The organism is Flavimaricola marinus, from assembly GCF_900184895.1.
Classification (GTDB): domain Bacteria; phylum Pseudomonadota; class Alphaproteobacteria; order Rhodobacterales; family Rhodobacteraceae; genus Flavimaricola; species Flavimaricola marinus.
Window position 1 is genome coordinate 108,348 of record NZ_FXZK01000003.1, and the last position, 20,103, is coordinate 128,450.

A 20,103-nucleotide genomic window follows, 5' to 3' on the forward strand; every position below is an offset into this window, starting at 1 on the left:
ATCGTGTCCGTGGAGTGGTAGTTACGTGTTGCGCTTGCGCCGTACGATCCCCAGCCCGCCAAGTGCGATGGCCAGAAGCGGCAGCGAGGCCGGCAGCGGCACGGCGGCGATTGTCGTCGCGATGTCGAACGAGAAGCTGTGCACCGGCTCGGGGTTGAACATGTTGGCGAAGGTGACCGAGATCGAATTGTCGGTGAAGCTGGTCGCCAAGATGTCGGCCGTGTTGCCCGAGGTGAGCGTGAGACCGGTGATGATCGACCCGTCGTCGGTGTCCAGCCCGGTGATTTCCCACGTGGTCGCGGCCCCGACGCTGCCGTAGTTGGTGATGTCGTAGACGAACTCGACCGAAGAGGCCGAAACGTCGGCGGTGATGATCCCGGCGTAGTCGGCTTCGGTCCCCGGATCGGTGACGGTGCTCTCGACGTCCACATAGTCGAAGCCATTCGCCGAAAAGACGAAATTCGCGGTGTCGGCCAAGAAGGTTGCGGCGTTGGCGCTCATGGGCAGCAAAGCGGCAAGGGCGGCGGCGGAGAGTATCTTGTACACGGTCAATTCCTAACGAGTCACATTTGCGCCCGTCGTAGACCGGGGGCGGGCGATGCGAAACGGGGAAAAAACCGGAATGGTTAGCGCAGGTGGCGTCACTTCCGCCGGGTCATCCCGGGATTGGCGGCACCCCGATGGGTCGAGGCACCGCGCCGTGTGTCAGCCAAGGTGGGTGTTGAACCAGCCCAGCGTCCGATCCCACGCCAGTTCGGCGGCGGCTTCGTCGTAGCGCGGAGTGCTGTCGTTGTGAAAGCCGTGGTTCACGTCCGGGTAGATATGCGCCTCGTAGGTCTTGTCGTTGGCCTGCAACGCGGCCTCCATCGCGGGCCAGCCTTCGTTGATCCGCTCGTCGAGCCCGGCATATTGCAGCAGGAGAGGCGCTTCGATCCTTGGCACGTCTTCGGCCGCCGCCTGCCGTCCGTAGAACGGCACGCCAGCGCCGAGCTCCGGGTAGGCGACCGCAAGCGCATTCACCACGCCGCCGCCGTAGCAGAAGCCCGTGGCGCCGACCTTGCCGGTGCTGTCCTCGTGGCCGAGCAGGTATTCGAACCCGGCGAAGAAGTCGTTCATCAGCTTGGTCCCGTCGACCGTCCGCTGCAGATCCCGGCCTTCGGCGTCGTTGCCCGGATAGCCGCCGACAGAGGTCAGCCCGTCTGGCGCCAATGCGATGAACCCGGCCTTGGCCAGCCTGCGGGCCACGTCCTCGATGTAAGGGTTCAGGCCCCGGTTTTCGTGGACCACCAGAACGGCGGGCAGGGGGCCTGTGGCGTTGGCGGGCTTGACCATATAGCCGCGCACCTCGCCGTGACCGTTGGGCGAGGGATACATGATGTATTCGGGCAGGATGTCTTCGTCGTTGAAATTGACCTGCTGGGCCAGCGCATAGTTGGGCGACATCATGTTCAGAAGCGCCATCGCGGTGACGCCGCCGACGGCGAATTTGCCGGCCTTGTCGAGAAACTCACGTTTGGTGATCTGGCCGTGGGCGTAGAAATCGTAGAGTTCGAGCAGCTCTTGGTCGAAGTCCTTTGCGGTCATCCGGGTCATGCGCAGCCTCCTGTTGCGTGGGGTGATCGGCGTCACCTCGGGCCCCATGTTAAGCGACGCCCGTTGTCTGGCAACGCACGATTGCGTAAGGTGAGCGGGCAAGCGGCGGGCCGCTGCCTCAGCCGTCTTTCCACTGCCCGGAGGCCAAGCCGTCGAGCGACCAGTCGCCCACCCGCCAGCGCACCAGCCGCAGCGTTGGAAACCCGACATGCGCCGTCATCCGCCGCACCTGCCGGTTTCGCCCCTCGCGGAGTGTCAACTCGATCCATGTGTCCGGCACGGATTTGCGAAAGCGCACCGGCGGATCGCGCGGCCAGAGGTCCGGCGCCTCGATCAGCCGCACTTGCGCGGGCCGGGTCGGACCGTCCTTGAGCGTGACGCCGCGCCGCAACGGTTCGAGATCGGCGTCGCTGGGCGCGCCTTCGACCTGCACCAGATAGGTCTTGGCCAGCTTGTGCGCCGGATCCGCGATCCGTGCCTGCAAGCGCCCGTCATCGGTGAGCACCATCAGCCCTTCGCTGTCCCGGTCCAGCCGGCCGGCGGGGTAAACCCCCGGCACGTCGATGAAATCCGAAAGCGTGCGCCGGGGCGACGGGCTTTTGCTATCGGTGAATTGCGACAGCACGTCGAAGGGCTTGTTGAACAGGATCACGCGGGTCATGGCGAGGTTGTATCCCGCGCCGGCCTCGCGTGAAAGTTGCTTTAGAGGGCTGGCCGCATGAATAGCCCGTCGACGCGCCCCACATTGTCGTGGGCGATCCCCCAATTCTGCCGGGTGTTCTCGAAACGCAGTTCGAACACGTCGAAGCCGTTGTCATCCACACCGAGAAACCGCGCTTCTTGCAGAGCGCCGGCCTTGACGAGTTCCTGCCGTGCCATTCCCTCTTGCGGTCGCATCAGTTCGGCCAGCGCCGGCGTGATCCGGGCATAGTCGATCTGGCCCGACAGGTGCTCGTCGATTAGCCGCCGCAGGGCGGGCTCGCTCTCGGCAAGCGGTTGCCGCGCGGATTTGCGGTCGGCCAGAGCCACCTCCGCCTCTGCCAGTTCCTTGGCGGTGGTGCGGGTGGCGCTTATCTCTTGCCCGTTCTGGTGGATCGTCAGCCCGGTGACGTCGCCGCCGCTGCGCTGGATCGTGATCTGCGCGGGCACCAGTTTGAGGAAATAGGCGTCGGGCGCTTCGGCGAACATTTCGACCTGCGGCTGGGCGTTCACACGGATGAACAGTTTGCCGTCCTCGGCCTTGATTTCGCAGAAGCTGTCATCAAAGAGCCGGTAGGCGCCGGGCAGGGTGCCGAGCGCTTCGGCGGGCATGTCGATGGCGGTGCGTGGCCGGGCCTGTTCGTAGCGCTTCCATGCGATGTCGTCGGTTTGGGTGTCCAAGGCTTGGGTCTCCTTTGCGAGGGCGATGAGATCACCGATGGGCAGGGCATGGCCTTCGGTCAGCGCGGGTCTGAGCGCCGCGATCCGCGCCAGTGCCGCGTCGATGTCGCGCCGCTTGTCGGTCAGGTGCTGCTCTTGCATTTGCAGAAGCGTGGCGAAATCGGCCCCACCGGGCGCCAGCGCCTCGCCGATCTGCGACAGGCTGAGCCCCATGGAGCGCAGCGTCAGGATCTGGTTGAGCCGCTCGATTTCCGCAGGCCCGTAGACTCGCCAGCCCTTGGCCGTCCGCTGCGGGGTGAGCAGGCCGCGTTCTTCGTAGACCCGAAGCGCGCGGGTGGTCAGCCCGATTTCGCGGGCGCAGTCGGCTGCGGTGAGGTGCTGATCTGTGGTCATGGCCTTGCCTTTGGTGAACGACTCGCAGGTGTAGGGTATGACCCAAGGTCCGGTGCAAGGACGAAAATATCCCCTGAACCCGCCAGATTGACGGTTTGCGCCCCGCGCCGAAAACATTTTTCGCGCGCTGCAATTTTTCTCTTGATCCGAATCCGGTTTGGCCCCAAATGCAGCGCCATAGACGCCAACGCACGCGCCTCTGGCCGAGTAGCAGTCAACGCACACGTGTTTACGTAGCGACGGTAACGTCTCCCTTGGAACTGAGCGGTCTTGGGCGGGTGAAATCCGTTATGGCCGGGTCTACTGGAGATGACCAATGACTGTACACTTTGGTGCCCCCGCAGTGCGGGAGGCCGTCCCATCCCGTCTCGATACCTTCATCGCATCGCGCGAGTTCGATCACCCGACCCTCGTCATCGACGTGGACCGGGTCGAGCAGCAATACAACGCGCTGAAGGCGGGCCTCGGCCGCGCCGACATTCATTACGCCGTCAAGGCCAACCCGGCCCGCGAGATCATCGAGCGTCTGGTTGCGCTGGGCTCGCATTTCGACGCCGCCAGCCGTGGCGAAATCGAGCTGTGCCTTGGTCTGGGTGCCCATCCCGACACCATCTCCTTTGGCAACACCATCAAACGCGCCTCCGACATCGCCTTTGCATGGAACGCCGGGATCACCCTGTTCTCCGCCGATGCCGAGGAAGAGCTGGAGAAGATCGCAGAGCACGCCCCCGGCGCCTCGGTCTATATCCGACTGATCGTCGAGACGTCCGAGGCCGACTGGCCGCTCAGCCGCAAGTTTGGCTGTGACCGCGATACCGCGATCCGTCTGCTCGGCTATGCCAAGGAGCTGGGTCTGAACCCGGTTGGTTTCTCGTTCCACGTTGGATCGCAGACCCGTCGCGCCGAGATGTGGGCCCCCACTCTCGATGCGCTGGCCGAGATCTGGCACGCTGCCCGCGATGCGGGCCACGAGTTGACCTTGCTCAACATCGGCGGCGGTTTCCCGGCGTTCTATGGTGAGGCCATCGAAGCCCCCACCTCCTATGCGTCGCGCGTGATTGAGCAGGTCGAGGCTCGTTTCGGTGCCGTTCCACAGATCATGGCAGAGCCGGGCCGCGGCATGGTCGCCGAGGCCGGTGCCATCGTGGCCGAAGTCATGCTCGTCAGCCGCAAGTCGGACCGCGACGTGCACCGCTGGGTCTATCTGTCGATCGGCCGTTTCTCTGGCCTGGCCGAGACCGAGGGCGAAGCGATCCGCTATCAGTTCGAGACCGAGCGCGACGCCGATCCGATGGGCCCCTGCATCATGGCAGGCCCGTCCTGTGACAGCGCAGATGTGCTTTATGAGAAACGCCCGATGAACCTGCCGCTGACGCTGAAGTCCGGCGACCGCATCGTTATCCGCAACACGGGTGCCTATACCAGCACCTATTCTTCGGTCTGTTTCAATGGCTTCCCTCCTCTGGACGTGGTTGTCATCTGACCTCTGACACGCAAGCCTGCGGCGCACGGTATACCATCGTGCGCCGCTAAGCGTTTCAAAGAAGGGCATTTTCTGGCTTTACAGGTGTGTCGATCTCGCTAGGTAGGAAGCCAACCAAGCGCGAAGGTCCGCCCCAGATGAGCCCGATTGCCGATCATCCCCTGCGATATGCCCTGTCCAACGAGCTGCACGCCCGCCCGTTTCCAACGGTCACGGCCCCAAGCCGCGCGGCCTATCTGGCGCTCAAGCCCGCCCAGAACGCCGCCGGCCGCGATCGCGACGCGGACCGCGCACATCTGATCCAGTTGCTCGACCGTTTCGGCGCTCAGCACCCGCAGCCCGGCGCGACCCATTACTCCGGCCAGATCGGCAAGCACATGCTGAAATGGGAGAGCCATACCGAGTTCGTCACCTACACGATCTTTGGTGACGGAGTGGCCGACCGTCCGTTCGATGCCGCGACCTTTGCGGTGTTTCCGACCGATTGGATGGAAGCTGCCCCCGGCACGCGGATGACCTCGGCCCTGATCCGCATCGAGGAGGCCGGCACTGACGAGAGCATCCTCAAGAAGGTTGAGGATTGGTTCGTTCTGGAAAGCATCGCGGTGAGCCGGGTTCTGGACAACGAGTTGGTGGTGGCGGGCGATTTCCGCATCGATCCGGCGGGCCATATGCGGTTTGCCGTGTTTGCCCGCCCCGGGACGGGCGATCGTCGCATCGGTCGCGTGGTCCAGCGCCTGTGCGAGATCGAGACCTACAAGTCGATGTCGATGCTGGGCCTCGCCCGCGCCCGCGACCTTGGCCCCCAGATGAACGCCGTCGACGTCAAGCTGTCGGCCCTGTTGTCGGAAATGGTCGGCCCATTGGGTGATCCGGCCGAGACCTTGCAATCGCTGCTGTCGATTTCCTCCGAGCTGGAGAACATCGTCGCCAAATCGAATTTCCGCTTTGGCGCGACGGGGGCCTATGAGACCATCGTGAACCAACGCATCGAGGTGCTGCGCGAGGAGCGGATGGAGGGTCGCCAGACTTTTGCCGAATTCATGGTGCGCCGATTTGATCCCGCGATGCGGACGGTAAAATCGACCGAGGCACGGCTGCAATTGATGTCCGCCCGCGCGGTTCGTGCCGCCGAGTTGCTGCGCACCCGCGTCGATGTCGAGCGGTCTGCCGAGAACCAGAAGATCCTCGCCAGTCTGGACCAGCGCGCGGACCTGCAACTGCGCTTGCAGCGCACCGTCGAGGGCCTGTCGGTGGTGGCGATCAGCTACTATGCCCTGAACCTCGTGCTCTATCTGCTTGGCCCGTTGGAATATGCCACCAACACCAGCAAGACGATGTTGGCCGCCTTTGCCACGCCTGTGGTCGTTATCGCGGTCTGGCTGATGGTGCGCCGCATCCGCAAGCATCTGGACTGAGCCGGGGCCGCTGCTGACGGCTTTTGTCTGCCCGCAATAGCGGGTATCACCGAGCCTGACGGTGCGGAGACAAATGCCATGACCATGACCAAGCAGGTGATCTGCATCAACTGGGGCACGAAATACGGCCCCGCCTATATCAATCGCCTTTACGGCATGGTGGCCCGCAATATCACGCCGCCGTTCAGCTTCACCTGCTTTACCGACAACCCCGCAGGCATCCGCGAGGAGGTCTTGTGCGAGGAGTTGCCGCCGATCGCGGTGGAGATGCCGACGGGCACCCTTGGCATCTGGCCGAAATCCCGCCTGTGGGGGCCGAAGCTCGGCTCGCTCACGGGCCCGGTCCTTTTCATGGACCTTGATCTGGTCGTCACAGGCAGCCTCGATCCGTTCTTTGAGTTCGGAGCGCCCGAGGACGTGATCCTGTCGCGCAACCCGTCGAACCCGCTGGAAAAGCTGGGTCAGACCAGCGTGTTCCGGTTCTCGGTCGGCTCTCTGTTACCGCTACAGCAGCGCTTTGAGGCCGATCCGCAGGGCGTGGCGGACGAATACCGCTTTGAGCAGCGCTTTGTGACCCGCAATGCGCCGGGCGGGGTGAGCCTGTTTCCGGCCCCTTGGGTCCGTCATTTCCGCCGCCATTGCCGCAGGCCGTTTCCGCTGAACTATCTGCTGCCGCCCAAGCTGCCCGCCGATGCTCGGATCGTGATCTTTCCCGGGTCGCTGGAGCCTTACCACGCCATCGAGGGCCGTTATGACGAGGCCTCGCCGGTGGAGACCCCGCTTGGCCATCTCGCCCGCACCTTTGGCAAGGGCCGCACCGAGGGCGTCTGGGCGCATTTGCGCCATTACATCCTGCCGACCAAATGGGTCGAAGAGCACTGGCGCGAATGATCCCGTTTCCGATTTCCGACGCCAGCCCGATTGCCCATCCCGGCCCGCCACCGGCCGAGGCCGATGTGGTGATCGTTGGCGGCGGTATCGTCGGGGTGATGACCGCGTGGCATCTGGCCCGAGATGGTGTCCGGGTGGTTCTGATCGAGAAGGGCCGGGTGGCGGGCGAGCAGTCCTCGCGCAACTGGGGCTGGATTCGCGCGCAGGGCCGTGATGCCGCCGAGTTGCCGATCGTGGTCGAGGCGGGGGCGCTGTGGCGCGATCTGGCCGAGACCATCGGTGAGGATCTGGGCCTGCGCCAGACCGGCGTTGCCTATCTGGCCAAGGACGCCGCCGAGATGGCGGGCTATGAGGCGTGGCTGCCCAATGCCGTCGCCGCGGGGGTCGACAGCCGCCTGCTGGGCTCTGCCGAGGTGGCTGCGCTGCTGCCCGAAGCCGCCCGCACATGGGCCGGTGGCTTGTGGACGGCCACCGACATGCGCGCCGAGCCGTGGGTTGCCGTGCCGGCCTTGGCCCGAGCCGCAGTGCGCGAGGGGGCGCAGATCGTCGAGGGCTGTGCGGTGCGTAGCCTCGACGTCGAAGCGGGCCGGATCGCCGGTGTGATCACCGAGGCGGGCCGGATCAAGGCAGGGTCGGTTGTGGTCGCGGGGGGCGCGTGGTCGTCGCTGCTGCTTCGTCGGCACGGCATCGCGCTGCCGCAACTGTCGGTCCGGGCCACGGTGGTGGCGACAGAGCCGGGGCCGGAGGTGTTTTCCGGCGCGGCGGTTGATGGCCTTTTGGCGTGGCGGCGCAGGCAGGACGGCGGCTTTACGCTCGCCCCGTCGGGTTATCGCGAACTGTTTGTGGGGCCGGACGCATTTCGCCATCTGCGGAAATATGCTCAACAGATCTATCAGGATCCGCTGGGCACCCGCCTCTGGCCCAAAGCCCCCAAGGGGTTCCCCGATGCCTGGGGCACGCCGCGCCGCTGGGACGCCGACAAGCCGAGCCCGTTCGAGGCGATGCGCGTCCTAAATCCCGCGCCGAACCACGCCAGAGTGACCAAGATGCTCCGCGATTTCGAAGCGACGTTCCCCGGCCACGGTCCGGCGAGGGCAAAGGCCGCTTGGGCGGGGATGATCGACACCATGCCGGATGTCGTTCCGGTGGTGGACCGGGCCGAGAGCCTGCCGGGCCTGACCATTGCGACGGGCATGAGCGGCCACGGGTTCGGCATTGGCCCTGCCTTTGGCCGGATCGCGGCGGCGCTGGTGCAGGGCAAGGAGCCGGGCCACGATCTGAGCCGGTTCCGCCTGTCACGCTTTTCGGATGGATCGAAGCTGGTTCTGGGCCCGAGCCTTTAGCGGCGACGATGATCGCCAAGCTGTGACCGGCCGCGACGGGCTGACCGCCGTGCGCATCTTGCGCTTGCCCGTCGACCGCGACATTGTTTGCCTGTCCATCACACCACAGACCCAAAAGGGGAACCGCCATGCCCGTCAAGAATCGCTTTGCCGAAATGCTGCCGGAGATCACCGCGTGGCGCCGCGATTTGCACGAGCACCCGGAGATCCTGTTCGAGACCCACCGCACGGCGGGCATCGTCGCGGACAAGCTCAGGGCCTTTGGCTGTGACGAGGTGGTCACCGGCATCGGCCGCACCGGCGTGGTGGGTGTGATCAAGGGCAAGACCGACACCAAGGGCAAGGTCATCGGCCTGCGTGCCGATATGGACGCCTTGCCGATCCTCGAGGCGACGGGCGCCCCCCATGCCTCCAAGACCCCCGGTGCGATGCATGCCTGCGGCCACGATGGCCATACGGCGATGCTTTTGGGCGCGGCGCAGTATCTGGCCGAAACCCGCAATTTCGACGGCACGGTCGTGGTGATCTTTCAACCCGCCGAAGAGGGCGGTGGCGGTGGCCGCGAGATGTGCGCCGATGGCATGATGGATCGCTGGAAGATCGACGAGGTCTATGGAATGCACAACTGGCCGGGCCGCCCGACCGGCAGCTTTGCGATCCGTCCGGGCGCGTTTTTCGCCGCCACCGACCAGTTTGACATCGTGATCGAGGGCAAGGGCGGTCATGCCGCCAAGCCCCATGAAACGGTCGATTCCACGGTGGTCGCCAGCCATCTGGTGCTCGCCCTGCAGACCATCGCCAGCCGCAACGCCGATCCGGTGGAGCAGATCGTGGTTTCGGTCACCTCGTTCGAAACCTCGTCAAAGGCCTATAACGTGATCCCGCAGCGGGTGCATCTGAAGGGCACGATCCGCACCCTGAGCAAGGAGATGCGCGCCATGGCCGAGGCGCGGTTGCAGGCGATTGCCGCCAACACTGCCGCGACGTTCGGGGCGGTGGCGCAGGTCACCTATCACCACGGTTATCCGGTGATGGCCAACCATGACGAACAGACCGATTTTGCCGCCGAAGTGGCCAAGAGCATTGCGGGCCAATGCGACGAGGCCCCCCTGATCATGGGCGGCGAGGACTTTGCCTATATGCTCGAAGAGCGGCCCGGCGCCTATATCCTTGTCGGCAACGGCGATACCGCTGCGGTCCATCATCCCGAGTACGATTTCAACGACGAGGCGATCCCTGCGGGCTGTTCCTGGTGGGCGGGCATCGTGGAGCAGCGTTTGCCGGCCGCCTGAGCTTGTGACGCGGGAGGACGCCTCCGGCGGGGCCGTATTTGGGGCCAAAAGAAGCTTAGTTGTCGCCGAGAAGCTGTCGGTAAATGCGGATGAGGGCGGCGGCTTCGTCTTCGATGCGGAAACCCGATAGCGCCCGGGGGCGGCAGTTGGCGGCCCATGCGGCGAGCAGGTCGGGCTGGTCGAGGATCTGGGCGATGGCGGCTTGGAGCGCTGCCGGATCCTCGGGTGGGATCAGGTTGCCGGTTTTGCCGTCTTCGACGATTTCCTCGAAGGCGCCGACCCGTGTGGCGATGCTTGGCACGCCGCAGGACATGGCTTCGAGCGGGGTCAGCCCGAAGCCTTCGTTGCGTTGCGGCGCGATGTAGAGGTCGATCGCCTGAAACCACGGGGCGATGGTCCAGCCCTTGTCTTCGGGCAGGATCCTGATCCGGTCGGAGAGGTCTGCCGCGGCGATTTTCGCCTTGAGATCGTTGGTGAAGCTGACGAACTGCTCTGTCACGCCGCCCATGATGATCGCTTGCGCGTTCGGGTGATCGGGCAGGGTGGCGATCATGGCGTCGACGAAGAGGTCGGTCCCTTTTTGCGGCCGTATCCGCCCGAAACAGCCGATTAGCAGGGCGTCGGGATCGAGGCCGAGGCTCTTTCTGTGGGCCGCTTTGTCGGGGTGGGGCGCGAAGGTGTCGGTGTCGATGCCGTGGTGGATGACCTGTGCGGGCAGATCGAGAAAGGCGGCGGAGCGCGCCGAGGTGGCCACCAGCGCGTCCATCTGCCGGATCAGCCATTTGGTATAGCCCGAATGTTGCCTCTGGGCGGCGGAGGTGAACAGCAGTTTGAGGTTCTTGCGCCCGATGTGTTTGAGCGCCAGACCGGCCAGCATTTCAAGGTTGCGCCGGGCGTGCCAGACCCGTGCGGGCTTGCGCGGCAGGGTGAGCGTGCTCAGGAGCGGAATTTGCGGGATTTCGGGCGGGAGCCTTGGCCCCGTGGTCACGATGTCGATCGATTTGGCCTGAAGCGGCACCAGCCGCAACACCGTGGAGGTGACCCCGGAATAGCGCCGTTTGAGATTGGGGGCGATGACGGCGGGGCTGGTCATGACGTGCCTTTCGCGGGCAGCAATGCGAGCAGGGCGCTGGCGGTTTCGGTCAGGCTATTGGCCTGTGCGCGGTAGGTTTTCAAGGCGTTTGCGCCCAACGTCTTGGCCTGATCGGGCGCGAGGAGCAGCGAGCCGATGTCGGTTTGCAGGCTGTCGGTGCGGCAGAGTTTGGCCGCACCCGCTGCGCTGAGCGTGGCCCAGTCGTCGCGGCAATTCTCGAGATTGGGGCCAGTGAGAAGTGCTGTGCCGAGAGCCGCGCCCTCCCATGGATTATGCCCGCCGTTCGGTGTGAGGCTGCCGCCCATGAAGGTCACCGGGGCGAGCCGGAACCAGAGCCCCATTTCGCCCAGCGTATCGGCCAGAAACACTTGCCGTTCAGGCAGTTCGCCGGCGCTTCGCCGGGTGAGGCTGAGCCCCGAGCTCTCGATCTGGGCGGCGAGTTTGTCGGCCCGTTCGGGGTGCCGGGGGGCGAGGATCAGGCAGAGATCGGGCTGCGCCTCGAGCAGCGCCCGGTGCGTCGCGAGCAGGAGTTCGTCCTCGCCCGGATGGGTCGAGGCGGCGAGCCAGAGCGGCCTTTTTTGCAACGCCGATTTCATCCGCCGTCGCAGCGCGGGCTGATCGGCCAGAGGCGGTGCGGCGGATTTGAGATTGCCAGCGGCCGTCACGTTGGGTGCGCCGAGATCGCGCAGCCCTTGGGCGGTGCTGTCGTTTTGCGCAGTGATCAGGCTGAACCGCGAAAACAGCTCTCGCGCGGTCTTGCCGAACCGTGCCCAGTTGCGCAGCGAGCCTTGCGACATCCGCGCGTTGATCAGGGCGAGAGGCGTGTCCCGCGCAGCGGTGCGCTGGATCAACTGCGGCCAAAGCTCGCTTTCCACCAGCACCAGAAGGTCTGGACTCCAGTGGAACAGGAAGCGCGTCAGGATGGATTTGCTGTCGAGCGGAGCGAATTGGTGGAAGGCCTTGTCGGGCAGCCGTTCGGCGAGGATCTTGGCTGAGGCGGCGGTGCCTGTGGTGATCAGCACGTACAGATCGGGGCGCTCGGCGAGCAGCTTGTCGATCAGGGGCAGTGCGCTGAGGCTTTCGCCCACGGAGGCCGCATGCACCCATGCCAGAGGCCCGGCGGGCCGGGCCTTGGTGGCCTGCCCGAAGCGTTCGGCGGCGCGTTTGGCGCTGATCCCCTGGCTGGTCAGCTTGTCGGAAATGCGCTTGGACAGAAGCGGTGCGGAGAGGTTGGCGAGCCCCGAATAGAGCCGCAGGGGAAGGGTCGTCATCTCAACCGCCGGTGTGGCTCATGTGGCGGGTCATCTGGCCTGCAACCTCTTGGCGCGTATAGTCAAAATCGTGGCCTTTGGGTTTCAGCGCGATGGCCGCCCGGATCGCATCCTCGAGCGGGGCGTCGGCCTCGGAGGCGCGCAAGGGCGCGCGCAGGTCCGAGTGCCCTTCCTGCCCCAGACAGGTGTAGATTTCACCGGTGCAGGTGATCCTGACCCGGTTGCAGCTTTCGCAGAAATTGTGGCTGAGCGGGGTGATGAAACCGACCTTCTGGCCATTCTCAAACTGCACGTAGCGGGCCGGACCGCCGGTGCTGAGTGGCAGATCGGTGAGCCTGTGCCGCGATTCAAGTTCGGCCCGTAAGTCCTTGAGGGACCAGTATTGTCCGATCCGATTCTCGTTGCCGATGTCGCCCATGGGCATGACTTCGATGAAGGTCAGGTCCATGTCGCGGCTGGCGCACCAGTCGGTCAGCGTGTGCAGCTCGTCCTCGTTGAAGCCTTTCAGCGCCACGGTGTTTATTTTCACCCGCAGGCCAGCGGCTTGGGCGGCGTCGATGCCGCGCAGAACTTGGCTTAACCGACCCCAGCGGGTGATTTCGGCGAACTTAGTATCGTCCAAAGTGTCCAAGGACACGTTAATCCGCCGCACACCGGCGTCGGCCAGATTTTTTGCAAATTTTTCGAGCTGGCTGCCGTTGGTCGTGAGCGTCAGCTCCTTGAGGGCGCCGGTGGCGAGGTGCCGCGACATGCCGTCAAAGAACGTCATGATGCCGCGCCGCACCAGCGGCTCGCCGCCGGTGATCCGGAGCTTCTCGACCCCGAGCCGCACGAAGGCCGAGCAGAGACGGTCGAGTTCTTCGAGGGTGAGCAGATCTTTCTTGGGCAGAAAGGTCATGTTTTCGGACATGCAGTAGACGCAGCGAAAATCGCACCGGTCCGTCACCGAAACCCGCAGATAGCGGATCGCGCGGGCAAAGGGGTCGATCAGGGGGGCGGCGCTCTTGTCCATGCCCGCAACCTATGTCTGGGCGGGACCCTGCGCAAGGTGGGGCTTGCGGATGGTTGCCAGCGGGCGCGGGCCGCGCGTATCTTGCCGGCTATGAAACATACGATTCCCTTGGCCGGACTGGCCCTTGCGTTCACGTTGAGCGGTTGCACCGAAGCTCAGTTTACCGAGTTCTTTTCCCCCGGTTCCGGGACGGAGGGCGCCGTGCCGGCCTCGGTCGACGTGCCGCCCGAGACGCTGGACCCGACGCCGCCGCCACCGCCGCCGCCAACGGCCAACACGGCAGACGAATTCGACACCACCACCGCCGAGGATCGCGCCGCCGCGCTGGCGGTGCCGGAGCCTGCCGGAGAGCAATCGCTCGGCACCACATTGGCGACCTTGGGCGACCCTGCCGATCCGGGAATCTGGATGGAGACGCCTTTGGTCACAGAGCTCGTCATGGGCCGCGTCGAGGTGACTGCTACGGGCAAGACGGTGGTTCTGGAGCTGCGTCCCTCGGGCGGCGAAGTCGGCTCTGGCAGCGAAATATCCCTGCCTGCCATGCGCTTGCTGGAGATCCCGCTGACCGCCATTCAGGAATTGGCGGTGTTCGCCGGCTGAGCCGTTAACCTGTCAGACCGCCGCGAAAACGCCTTGCGGTATGCCGTCGGTATCACGTCGGTATGGCGTAGGTGCCGGATTTCGCCCCTTGTGGACGGCCTGATCGTGGCCACAAGGGGCGCCGCCTTGGCGTGATCTTAACTTTCGTCTGGGCTGCTCTGATCCGACGCATTCTCATCCGGCGCGTTTTCGTCTGCGGCGCTGTCCTCGACAGGGGCGGCGGGCGCGTCGGGCAGGTGGCGCGAGGCTTCTTTGACGGCGAAGGGCTTCATCTTGTCGCCATGCGCGGCGAGAAAGGCCCGCGTCCGATCGGGGTCGTGCTTGGACAGATCGCGCAGCCACCAAGCGATGGCCTTCTGGATGAACCACTCCCGGTCGGGCACGTAGCTGGCAGCCCAGCCGAGCACCCGTTCGCGAATTTCGAGGTCTTGCGCGGAGGGATTGTTCTGTTTCGTCCACGGCAACGTGATGACGAGGGCGGCGCGGCGGGTCCAGAGCTCGTCGGAGGTGGTCCAGGCTTCGACGGCGTCGATCCGGCTGGGATCGGCCTTGAGCCGCTTTTGCCCTGCGATGCAGGCGTGATCGGCCAGCGCCCAGCCGTCGAAATCCGGCACCCATGATTGGATCAACTGCCACGCGCCTTCGTCATCGGGCCGGATCCGCGCCTGTTCGAGCAGTTTGGCGGCCAGCATCCGGGCGTCATGCACGTCGCTTTCCCAAAGCCCCTTGGCCAGTGCGAGCCGGTCGTCCAGCGACAGGCTGTTGCGCAGATCGCGCGCCAGATCGCTGAGCACGGGGGCGCGGACGCCGAGGTAGCGCCGCGGCAGCTTGTGATAGGCCAGCATCCCTGCGGCGTCGCCTTCGTTGCCGATGGATTCCAGATGCGCGAGCGTCTCGGTCGGTGTCATGTGATGATCCCTGTGGCAGAGCCAGTGGTTTGCGTGGAGCGCCGTGCCGTGTTCGGCCCCATGAAGCCGACCTGTCGCGCGGGGGCGAAGCTGGTCGGTTCGAGGGGGGCGGGGGACTGTCCGGCCATCTATTCGACCGTCACCGACTTGGCGAGGTTGCGCGGCTGGTCCACGTCGGTCCCTTTGGCAAGTGCGGTGTGGTAGGCCAGCAGCTGCGCCGGGATGGCGTAGAGGATCGGCGCGAAGAGCGGGGCGACCTCGGGCATGTGCAGGGTGCGCCATGCGCCGTCGCCCGCCTCAGCGATTCCCCGGGCATCGGTGATCAGGAGCACCTTGCCGCCGCGGGCCATGACTTCTTGCATGTTGCTGACCGACTTGTCGAAAAGCTCGTCATGGGGGGCCATGACGATCACCGGGACGGTCTTGTCCACGAGGGCGATGGGGCCGTGCTTGAGCTCGCCCGATGCATAAGCTTCGGCGTGTATGTAGCTGATCTCTTTGAGTTTCAGCGCCCCTTCGAGCGCCAGAGGGAACATCCGGCCGCGTCCGAGGAACAGGATGTCGCGCGCCTCGGCCAGCTTGGCCGCGATCCGCTTGCTGTCTTCTTCGATGGCGAGCGCCTGATTGACGAGGCCGGGCATGCCGCGCAGGTCGGTCAGGTGGCTGGCCAGTTCGGCGTCGCTGATCTTGCCGCGCTGGTGGGCGGCGGTGAGCGCCAGAAGCGCCAGCGTGACCAGTTGGCAGGTGAACGCCTTGGTCGAGGCGACCCCGATTTCGGCCCCGGCGATGATCGGCAGGGCGACGTCGCTTTCCCGCGCGATCGAGCTTTCGGGGACGTTGATGACGCTGACGATCTTGTCGGCCTTGCCCGTGCAGTAGCGCAGGGCGGCCAGCGTGTCCGCCGTTTCGCCCGACTGGCTAACGAAGAGCGCCACGGTTCCTGCGGGGATCGGCGGCTCGCGGTAGCGGAATTCGGAGGCCACGTCGATGTCGACGGGCAGGCCGGCGAGTTGCTCGAACCAGTATTTGGCGACCAGCGTGGCGTAGCTCGCCGTGCCGCAGGCGACCATCGACAGCCGCGCGACCTGGTTGAAATCAATCCCGAGATCGGTGATTTGCCCGTCTTTGATGTAGTGGTTCAGGGTATCGGCCAGCACCGATGGCTGTTCGGCGATTTCCTTGGCCATGAAGTGCTTGAACCCGGCCTTGTCGACGCGGGTGGCGTCGATCTGGATCGTCCGCATGTCGCGCTGGACCACGGCACCGGAGGCATCGCGGATCTCGACGCCTGCGCGGGTGACGACGGCGCGGTCGCCTTCCTCGAGATAGGTGATCCGGTCGGTCATCGGCGCCAGCGCGATGGCGTCGGAGCCCACGAACATCTCTCCGTCGCCATGCCCGATGGCCAGAGGCGAGCCTTTGCGGGCGGCGATCAGCAGGTCTTCTTCGCCGTCGAAGAGGAACACCAGCGCAAAGGCCCCTTCGAGCCGGGCGAGGGTCTTTTCGGCGGCGTCGCGGGGGGCAAGCCCCTGATCGAGATAGTGTTTGGCCAGAAGCGAGACGACTTCGGTGTCGGTATCGGTTTCGTGGCTGATGCCGTGACGGGCCAGATCCTCGCGCAGGCTGCGGAAATTCTCGATGATCCCGTTGTGAACGACCGCGACGGGGCCGGACTGGTGCGGGTGGGCGTTCTTGACGCTGGGCTCGCCGTGGGTGGCCCAACGGGTGTGGCCGATGCCGGACTTGCCGGGCAGGGGGTCATGCACCAGCAGGTCGGACAGGTTCACCAGCTTGCCCAAGGCCCGCCGCCGGCCGAGCGCGCCGTCGTTGACGGTGGCGATCCCGGCGCTGTCATAGCCGCGGTATTCGAGCCGTTTCAGCGCCTCGACGAGGATGGGCGCGGCTTCGTGACTGCCGAGGACACCGACGATTCCGCACATTATTCGGCTCCTTTTTGCTTGGCTGCCTTTGCGGCCTTTAACTTTTCGAACAATCGCACGGCGAGGCCGGGCTTGTTTTCCTGCCGTGCCCGCCCGATGGCGAGATCGCTGGCGGGCACGTCGCGGGTAACGATGGTGCCGGTGGCCGTCATCGCGTTGTCGCCCACGGTGACCGGCGCGACGAGCAGGGTGTTGGAGCCGATGAAGGCATCCTTGCCGATGACCGTCCGATGCTTGAAGACCCCGTCGTAATTGCAGGTGACGGTGCCTGCGCCGATGTTGGTCCGGGCGCCGACATCGGCGTCGCCCACATAGGTGAGGTGGTTGATCTTGGCGCCTTCTGCGACCTGGGCGTTCTTGACCTCGACGAAATTGCCGATCCGCACGTTTTCGGCCAGTTCGGCGCCAGGCCGCAGACGGGCAAAGGGCCCGACGATGCTGCCGCGGCTGACGTGACAGCCTTCGAGGTGGCTGAAGCTGCGAATCCGGGCCTCGGATTCGATCGTCACGCCGGGGCCGAAGATCACGTTGGGCTCGATCACCGCGTCGCGCCCGATGTAGGTGTCGAGGCTGAAGAACACGGTGTCGGGGGCGACGAGCGTCACGCCGTCCTCCATCGCGGCGTCGCGGGCGCGCGACTGAAAAGCGGCCTCGGCGCGGGCCAGTTCGGCGCGGGTGTTGATCCCCAGCGTCTCGGCCTCGTCGCAGCGCACGACGGTCGCCGAAAGCCCCTTGGACCGGGCGATCCCGACGATATCGGTGAGGTAGTATTCCTCGGAGGCATTGTTGTTGCCGACCGCGTCGAGCAGCAGGTAGAGCGTCGCGGCATTGGCCATGACGACACCGGAATTGCACAGGGTGATCGCCCGTGTCGCGGCGTCGGCGTCCTTGAATTCAACGATTTCAGTCAGTTCGTCGGCATGCGTGACCAGCCGCCCATAGCGCGCGCTGACGTCGTAAACATCAAAGCCAAGCACGACCACGTCGTAGTGTTCCCGCGCGGACTGCATCGCTTCGAGCGTTTCGGCCCGGATGAAGGGCGTGTCGCCGTAGAGCACGACCGCATCGCCGGGGGCGCCGTCCATCGCCTCCTTGGCGGCCAGCACCGCATGACCGGTGCCGAGCTGCTCGGTCTGCCGCACGCAGAGCGCGGTTTCGTCGTGCGCCTTGGCCGCCGCGTCGACCAGATCGCCGCCGACTCCGGTGACCACCACCGTCCGGTCCGGCGACAGGGCGGCGGCGGAGGTCATCGCATGCACCAGAAGCGGGGCGTTGCCGATTTCATGGAGAACTTTGGGCAAGTCGGAATTCATCCGGCTGCCTTGCCCTGCGGCCAGAATGATGGCGCTGATCGCTGTCACGGGATGCCCCTCGTCGTGGAATATTGCAGTGCTTGCACCACATGTTGCCTTGTATCGCAAGCGTGCCCCTTCACTTCGCCTTACGCTTCGTTACAGAAGGGCCAAAAGGGGAGCCTCATGCGCACGGTGATATTCGATCTCGACGGCACGCTGATGGACACGTCCCGCGACCTGATCGCGGCGGCGAACGCCTGTTTCCGATCTCTGGGGCTGGGCGATGTCCTCGACCCGGTGGCCGATGCCGCCACCGCCCTGCGTGGCGGCCGGGCGATGCTGACCCTCGGTTTTGACCGCACCGGCAGTCACGGGCCGGAGGAGGTGGATCGCCAGTATCAACCGCTCTTGGCCGCCTATGCCGAGGCCATCAACACCCATACCACGATCTATCCCGGTGCCATGGAGGCCGTCGAGCGCCTCAAGGCCGATGGCTACCGCGTGGGTATTTGCACCAACAAGCCGGAGGCTTTGGCGCAGGACTTGCTTGTCCGCATGGGTGTTCGCGATGCCTTTGGGGCGCTGGTCGGGGCCGATAGCCTGCCTGTCCGCAAGCCCGACCCGGAGCCGCTGCGCGAGGCGGTGCGCCGTGCCGGGGGCGATCCGGCGCGGTCTTGTCTGGTGGGCGATACCATCACCGATTCCCTGACCGCCGAGGCTGCGGGCGTGCCGTCGATCCTCGTGACCTTTGGCCCTGCCGGAGGCGATATGGCGGCGCTGAACCCGGCGGCCCTGCTCGATCACTTCGACGATTTGCCTCTGGTCGTCGACCGTCTGGCGCTCTGACGTGGCGCGGGCCGGCGTGCGGAGCCTGTGTTTGTCCCGGTCACGGCAGCGCTTCATTGACGCCGGCCGCGCGGCCCCCCATTCTGCGCCCCATGACCGAACGCTTTGAAGGCAGTTTCACCCAGCAGGAGCCGATCCCGGAGGACGGGATCGCGGCCGCCCTTGCCGTGATGCGCAATGGCCGGCTGCACCGCTATAACACCGCCCCCGGCGAGATCGCGGAAGCGGCGCTTCTGGAAGAGGAATTCGCGGCCCTGACCGGGGCCAGCTATTGCCTTGCCGTGGCCAGCGGCGGGGTGGCGATGACCACCGCCTTGCGCGCCAGTGGCGTCGGCCCCGGCGACCGGGTGCTGTCGAACGCCTTCACGCTGGCCCCGGTGCCGGGCGCGATTGCCGCCGTGGGCGCTGTTCCGGTGTTTGTCGAGGCCACCGAGGCCCTGACCATTGATCTGGAGGATCTGGCGGCCAAAATCGGGCAGGCGAAGGTGCTGCTCTTGAGCCATATGCGCGGGCATATCTGCGATATGGAGGCGCTGATGGCGCTGTGCGATGCCCACGGCGTGACCGTGATCGAGGATTGCGCCCACACGATGGGCGCCCATTGGGGCGGCGTGCAGAGCGGGCGCTTTGGCCGCTTTGGCTGTTTCTCGACCCAGACCTACAAGCATGTGAATTCGGGCGAGGGTGGCCTGCTGATTTCCGATGATGCCGAGGGGATGGCCCGCGCGATCGTGCTGTCGGGCAGCTATATGCTCTATGATCGTCACCGCGCCGGGCCGCCCCCAGAGGCCTTTGAGGCGGTGAAATATGAGACCCCGAACATTTCGGGCCGGATGGACAACCTGCGCGCGGCGATTCTGCGCCCGCAATTGCGCGCCTTGCCCGAGCAGGCCGCCCGCTGGAACGCCCGCTACCGCGTCGTCGAGGCGGGGCTGCGCGATCTGGCGGGGCTGTCGCTGATCCAGCGCCCGGCTAAGGAGGGCTTCGTCGCCTCGTCGTTCCAATTCCTGCTGCCGGGATGGGAGCCGCAGGCCGTTCGCGCCGTATTGTCCCGCTGCCTCGACCGGGGGGTTGAGCTGAAATGGTTCGGTGCGCCGGAGCCGGTGGGCTTTACCTCGCGCTACGACAGCTGGCGCTATGCGCCGGCGTCGCCGTTGCCGCGCACCGATGCGGTGCTTGCCGGGCTTGTCGACATGCGGTTGCCACTGACCTTCTCGCTTGATGATTGTGCCCAGATTGCCCGGATTATTCGCGCCGAAGTGGCGGCCGTCTGGCAATCCGAGGCGGCGATTTAGCGCGCGTTGCCATAAACTTGCCTAGGTATTGGCCTAGGAGAGTGTGCATG

19 protein-coding genes are annotated in these 20,103 nt (G+C 65.4%); 8 read left to right on the top strand and 11 right to left on the bottom strand.

Features of this window, described 5'->3' with window-relative positions; all coding sequences use genetic code 11:
* Positions 1 to 21: 21 nt before the first annotated feature.
* From LOM8899_RS09395 to LOM8899_RS09410, 4 genes are all read right to left on the bottom strand, one after another.
* Positions 22 to 546, bottom strand: coding sequence for a VPLPA-CTERM sorting domain-containing protein (locus LOM8899_RS09395; protein ID WP_093991962.1), 525 nt, complete (start codon positions 544 to 546; stop codon positions 22 to 24).
* Between the two features lie 159 nt (positions 547 to 705).
* A complete protein-coding gene (gene yghX, locus LOM8899_RS09400) occupies positions 706 to 1,593 on the bottom strand; it encodes a YghX family hydrolase (protein ID WP_093992268.1) in 888 nt (295 codons plus the stop codon).
* A 118-nt stretch (positions 1,594 to 1,711) separates the two neighbouring features.
* A complete protein-coding gene (locus LOM8899_RS09405; protein ID WP_093991963.1) occupies positions 1,712 to 2,254 on the bottom strand; it encodes a pseudouridine synthase in 543 nt (180 codons plus the stop codon).
* 41 nt (positions 2,255 to 2,295) lie between these two features.
* Positions 2,296 to 3,366: a MerR family transcriptional regulator gene (locus LOM8899_RS09410; protein WP_093992269.1), complete on the bottom strand. Its 1,071-nt coding sequence runs from the start codon at positions 3,364 to 3,366 to the stop codon at positions 2,296 to 2,298.
* A 316-nt stretch (positions 3,367 to 3,682) separates the two neighbouring features.
* On the opposite strand from LOM8899_RS09410, the gene LOM8899_RS09415 reads away from it, so the two are divergent.
* The 5 genes from LOM8899_RS09415 to LOM8899_RS09435 all read left to right on the top strand — a co-directional run bounded on the left by LOM8899_RS09415 (position 3,683) and on the right by LOM8899_RS09435 (position 9,793).
* Entirely contained in the window at positions 3,683 to 4,849 is a 1,167-nt protein-coding gene (locus LOM8899_RS09415; protein WP_093991964.1) for a type III PLP-dependent enzyme, read from the top strand.
* A gap of 137 nt (positions 4,850 to 4,986) precedes the next feature.
* A complete protein-coding gene (locus LOM8899_RS09420; RefSeq protein WP_093991965.1) occupies positions 4,987 to 6,267 on the top strand; it encodes a DUF3422 family protein in 1,281 nt (426 codons plus the stop codon).
* An 84-nt stretch (positions 6,268 to 6,351) separates the two neighbouring features.
* Positions 6,352 to 7,158, top strand: a complete 807-nt coding sequence (locus LOM8899_RS09425; protein WP_093992270.1) for a glycosyl transferase — start codon at positions 6,352 to 6,354, stop codon at positions 7,156 to 7,158.
* Positions 7,155 to 8,501, top strand: a complete 1,347-nt coding sequence (locus LOM8899_RS09430; RefSeq protein ID WP_093991966.1) for an NAD(P)/FAD-dependent oxidoreductase — start codon at positions 7,155 to 7,157, stop codon at positions 8,499 to 8,501. Before LOM8899_RS09425 ends, LOM8899_RS09430 begins: the two co-directional genes overlap by 4 nt.
* A 128-nt stretch (positions 8,502 to 8,629) precedes the next feature.
* Complete coding sequence (locus tag LOM8899_RS09435) at positions 8,630 to 9,793, top strand: M20 aminoacylase family protein (RefSeq protein ID WP_093991967.1); 1,164 nt, start codon at positions 8,630 to 8,632, stop codon at positions 9,791 to 9,793.
* 55 nt (positions 9,794 to 9,848) lie between these two features.
* Here LOM8899_RS09435 and LOM8899_RS09440 read toward each other — a convergent pair whose 3' ends face one another.
* The 3 genes from LOM8899_RS09440 to moaA are packed head-to-tail and all read right to left on the bottom strand — an operon-like array spanning position 9,849 to position 13,169.
* The gene (locus tag LOM8899_RS09440) at positions 9,849 to 10,886 is read right to left on the bottom strand and encodes a glycosyltransferase family 4 protein (RefSeq protein WP_093991968.1); all 1,038 of its coding nucleotides are present in this window, start codon (positions 10,884 to 10,886) and stop codon (positions 9,849 to 9,851) included.
* Positions 10,883 to 12,157: a 3-deoxy-D-manno-octulosonic acid transferase gene (locus LOM8899_RS09445; RefSeq protein ID WP_093991969.1), complete on the bottom strand. Its 1,275-nt coding sequence runs from the start codon at positions 12,155 to 12,157 to the stop codon at positions 10,883 to 10,885. The genes LOM8899_RS09440 and LOM8899_RS09445 overlap by 4 nt, the downstream gene beginning before the upstream one ends.
* 1 nt (position 12,158) lies before the next feature.
* A complete protein-coding gene (gene moaA, locus LOM8899_RS09450) occupies positions 12,159 to 13,169 on the bottom strand; it encodes a GTP 3',8-cyclase MoaA (protein WP_093991970.1) in 1,011 nt (336 codons plus the stop codon).
* A 90-nt stretch (positions 13,170 to 13,259) separates the two neighbouring features.
* Between moaA and LOM8899_RS09455 the strand changes: the two genes are divergently transcribed.
* Positions 13,260 to 13,769 carry a D-galactarate dehydratase gene (locus tag LOM8899_RS09455; protein ID WP_245820489.1) on the top strand — a complete coding sequence of 170 codons (510 nt, stop codon included), beginning with the start codon at positions 13,260 to 13,262 and terminating at the stop codon, positions 13,767 to 13,769.
* Positions 13,770 to 13,906: 137 nt separating this feature from the next.
* On the opposite strand, the gene LOM8899_RS09460 is transcribed toward LOM8899_RS09455, so the two are convergent.
* From LOM8899_RS09460 to glmU, 4 genes are read right to left on the bottom strand one after another with little or no spacing between them, the layout of a single operon-like run.
* On the bottom strand, positions 13,907 to 14,677 hold the full coding sequence (locus LOM8899_RS09460; protein ID WP_093991971.1) for a DNA alkylation repair protein: 771 nt from the start codon (positions 14,675 to 14,677) through the stop codon (positions 13,907 to 13,909).
* On the bottom strand, positions 14,674 to 14,805 hold the full coding sequence (locus LOM8899_RS23855; RefSeq protein ID WP_281253213.1) for a hypothetical protein: 132 nt from the start codon (positions 14,803 to 14,805) through the stop codon (positions 14,674 to 14,676). The genes LOM8899_RS09460 and LOM8899_RS23855 overlap by 4 nt, the downstream gene beginning before the upstream one ends.
* Complete coding sequence (gene glmS / locus LOM8899_RS09465; protein ID WP_093991972.1) at positions 14,806 to 16,617, bottom strand: glutamine--fructose-6-phosphate transaminase (isomerizing); 1,812 nt, start codon at positions 16,615 to 16,617, stop codon at positions 14,806 to 14,808.
* On the bottom strand, positions 16,617 to 17,978 hold the full coding sequence (glmU, locus tag LOM8899_RS09470; RefSeq protein ID WP_281253214.1) for a bifunctional UDP-N-acetylglucosamine diphosphorylase/glucosamine-1-phosphate N-acetyltransferase GlmU: 1,362 nt from the start codon (positions 17,976 to 17,978) through the stop codon (positions 16,617 to 16,619). The genes glmS and glmU overlap by 1 nt, the downstream gene beginning before the upstream one ends.
* A gap of 117 nt (positions 17,979 to 18,095) precedes the next feature.
* On the opposite strand from glmU, the gene LOM8899_RS09475 reads away from it, so the two are divergent.
* Both LOM8899_RS09475 and LOM8899_RS09480 read left to right on the top strand, forming a co-directional pair.
* Positions 18,096 to 18,758, top strand: a complete 663-nt coding sequence (locus LOM8899_RS09475; RefSeq protein ID WP_093991973.1) for an HAD-IA family hydrolase — start codon at positions 18,096 to 18,098, stop codon at positions 18,756 to 18,758.
* A gap of 92 nt (positions 18,759 to 18,850) precedes the next feature.
* Positions 18,851 to 20,053 (top strand): DegT/DnrJ/EryC1/StrS family aminotransferase, encoded by a 1,203-nt coding sequence (locus tag LOM8899_RS09480; protein ID WP_093991974.1) that lies wholly within the window; start codon positions 18,851 to 18,853, stop codon positions 20,051 to 20,053.
* The last annotated feature ends 50 nt before the right edge of the window (positions 20,054 to 20,103 follow it).

What these genes read in the sequence shown, in the direction of transcription:
- yghX (WP_093992268.1), bottom strand. Translation starts at nt 1,593, where the DNA reads ATGACCCGGATGACCGCAAAGGACTTCGACCAAGAGCTGCTCGAACTC.
- LOM8899_RS09405 (WP_093991963.1), bottom strand. Translation starts at nt 2,254, where the DNA reads ATGACCCGCGTGATCCTGTTCAACAAGCCCTTCGACGTGCTGTCGCAA.
- LOM8899_RS09410 (WP_093992269.1), bottom strand. Translation starts at nt 3,366, where the DNA reads ATGACCACAGATCAGCACCTCACCGCAGCCGACTGCGCCCGCGAAATC.
- LOM8899_RS09415 (WP_093991964.1), top strand. Translation starts at nt 3,683, where the DNA reads ATGACTGTACACTTTGGTGCCCCCGCAGTGCGGGAGGCCGTCCCATCC.
- LOM8899_RS09420 (WP_093991965.1), top strand. Translation starts at nt 4,987, where the DNA reads ATGAGCCCGATTGCCGATCATCCCCTGCGATATGCCCTGTCCAACGAG.
- LOM8899_RS09425 (WP_093992270.1), top strand. Translation starts at nt 6,352, where the DNA reads ATGACCAAGCAGGTGATCTGCATCAACTGGGGCACGAAATACGGCCCC.
- LOM8899_RS09430 (WP_093991966.1), top strand. Translation starts at nt 7,155, where the DNA reads ATGATCCCGTTTCCGATTTCCGACGCCAGCCCGATTGCCCATCCCGGC.
- LOM8899_RS09435 (WP_093991967.1), top strand. Translation starts at nt 8,630, where the DNA reads ATGCCCGTCAAGAATCGCTTTGCCGAAATGCTGCCGGAGATCACCGCG.
- LOM8899_RS09440 (WP_093991968.1), bottom strand. Translation starts at nt 10,886, where the DNA reads ATGACCAGCCCCGCCGTCATCGCCCCCAATCTCAAACGGCGCTATTCC.
- LOM8899_RS09445 (WP_093991969.1), bottom strand. Translation starts at nt 12,157, where the DNA reads ATGACGACCCTTCCCCTGCGGCTCTATTCGGGGCTCGCCAACCTCTCC.
- moaA (WP_093991970.1), bottom strand. Translation starts at nt 13,169, where the DNA reads ATGGACAAGAGCGCCGCCCCCCTGATCGACCCCTTTGCCCGCGCGATC.
- LOM8899_RS09455 (WP_245820489.1), top strand. Translation starts at nt 13,260, where the DNA reads ATGAAACATACGATTCCCTTGGCCGGACTGGCCCTTGCGTTCACGTTG.
- LOM8899_RS09460 (WP_093991971.1), bottom strand. Translation starts at nt 14,677, where the DNA reads ATGACACCGACCGAGACGCTCGCGCATCTGGAATCCATCGGCAACGAA.
- LOM8899_RS23855 (WP_281253213.1), bottom strand. Translation starts at nt 14,805, where the DNA reads ATGGCCGGACAGTCCCCCGCCCCCCTCGAACCGACCAGCTTCGCCCCC.
- glmS (WP_093991972.1), bottom strand. Translation starts at nt 16,617, where the DNA reads ATGTGCGGAATCGTCGGTGTCCTCGGCAGTCACGAAGCCGCGCCCATC.
- LOM8899_RS09475 (WP_093991973.1), top strand. Translation starts at nt 18,096, where the DNA reads ATGCGCACGGTGATATTCGATCTCGACGGCACGCTGATGGACACGTCC.
- LOM8899_RS09480 (WP_093991974.1), top strand. Translation starts at nt 18,851, where the DNA reads ATGACCGAACGCTTTGAAGGCAGTTTCACCCAGCAGGAGCCGATCCCG.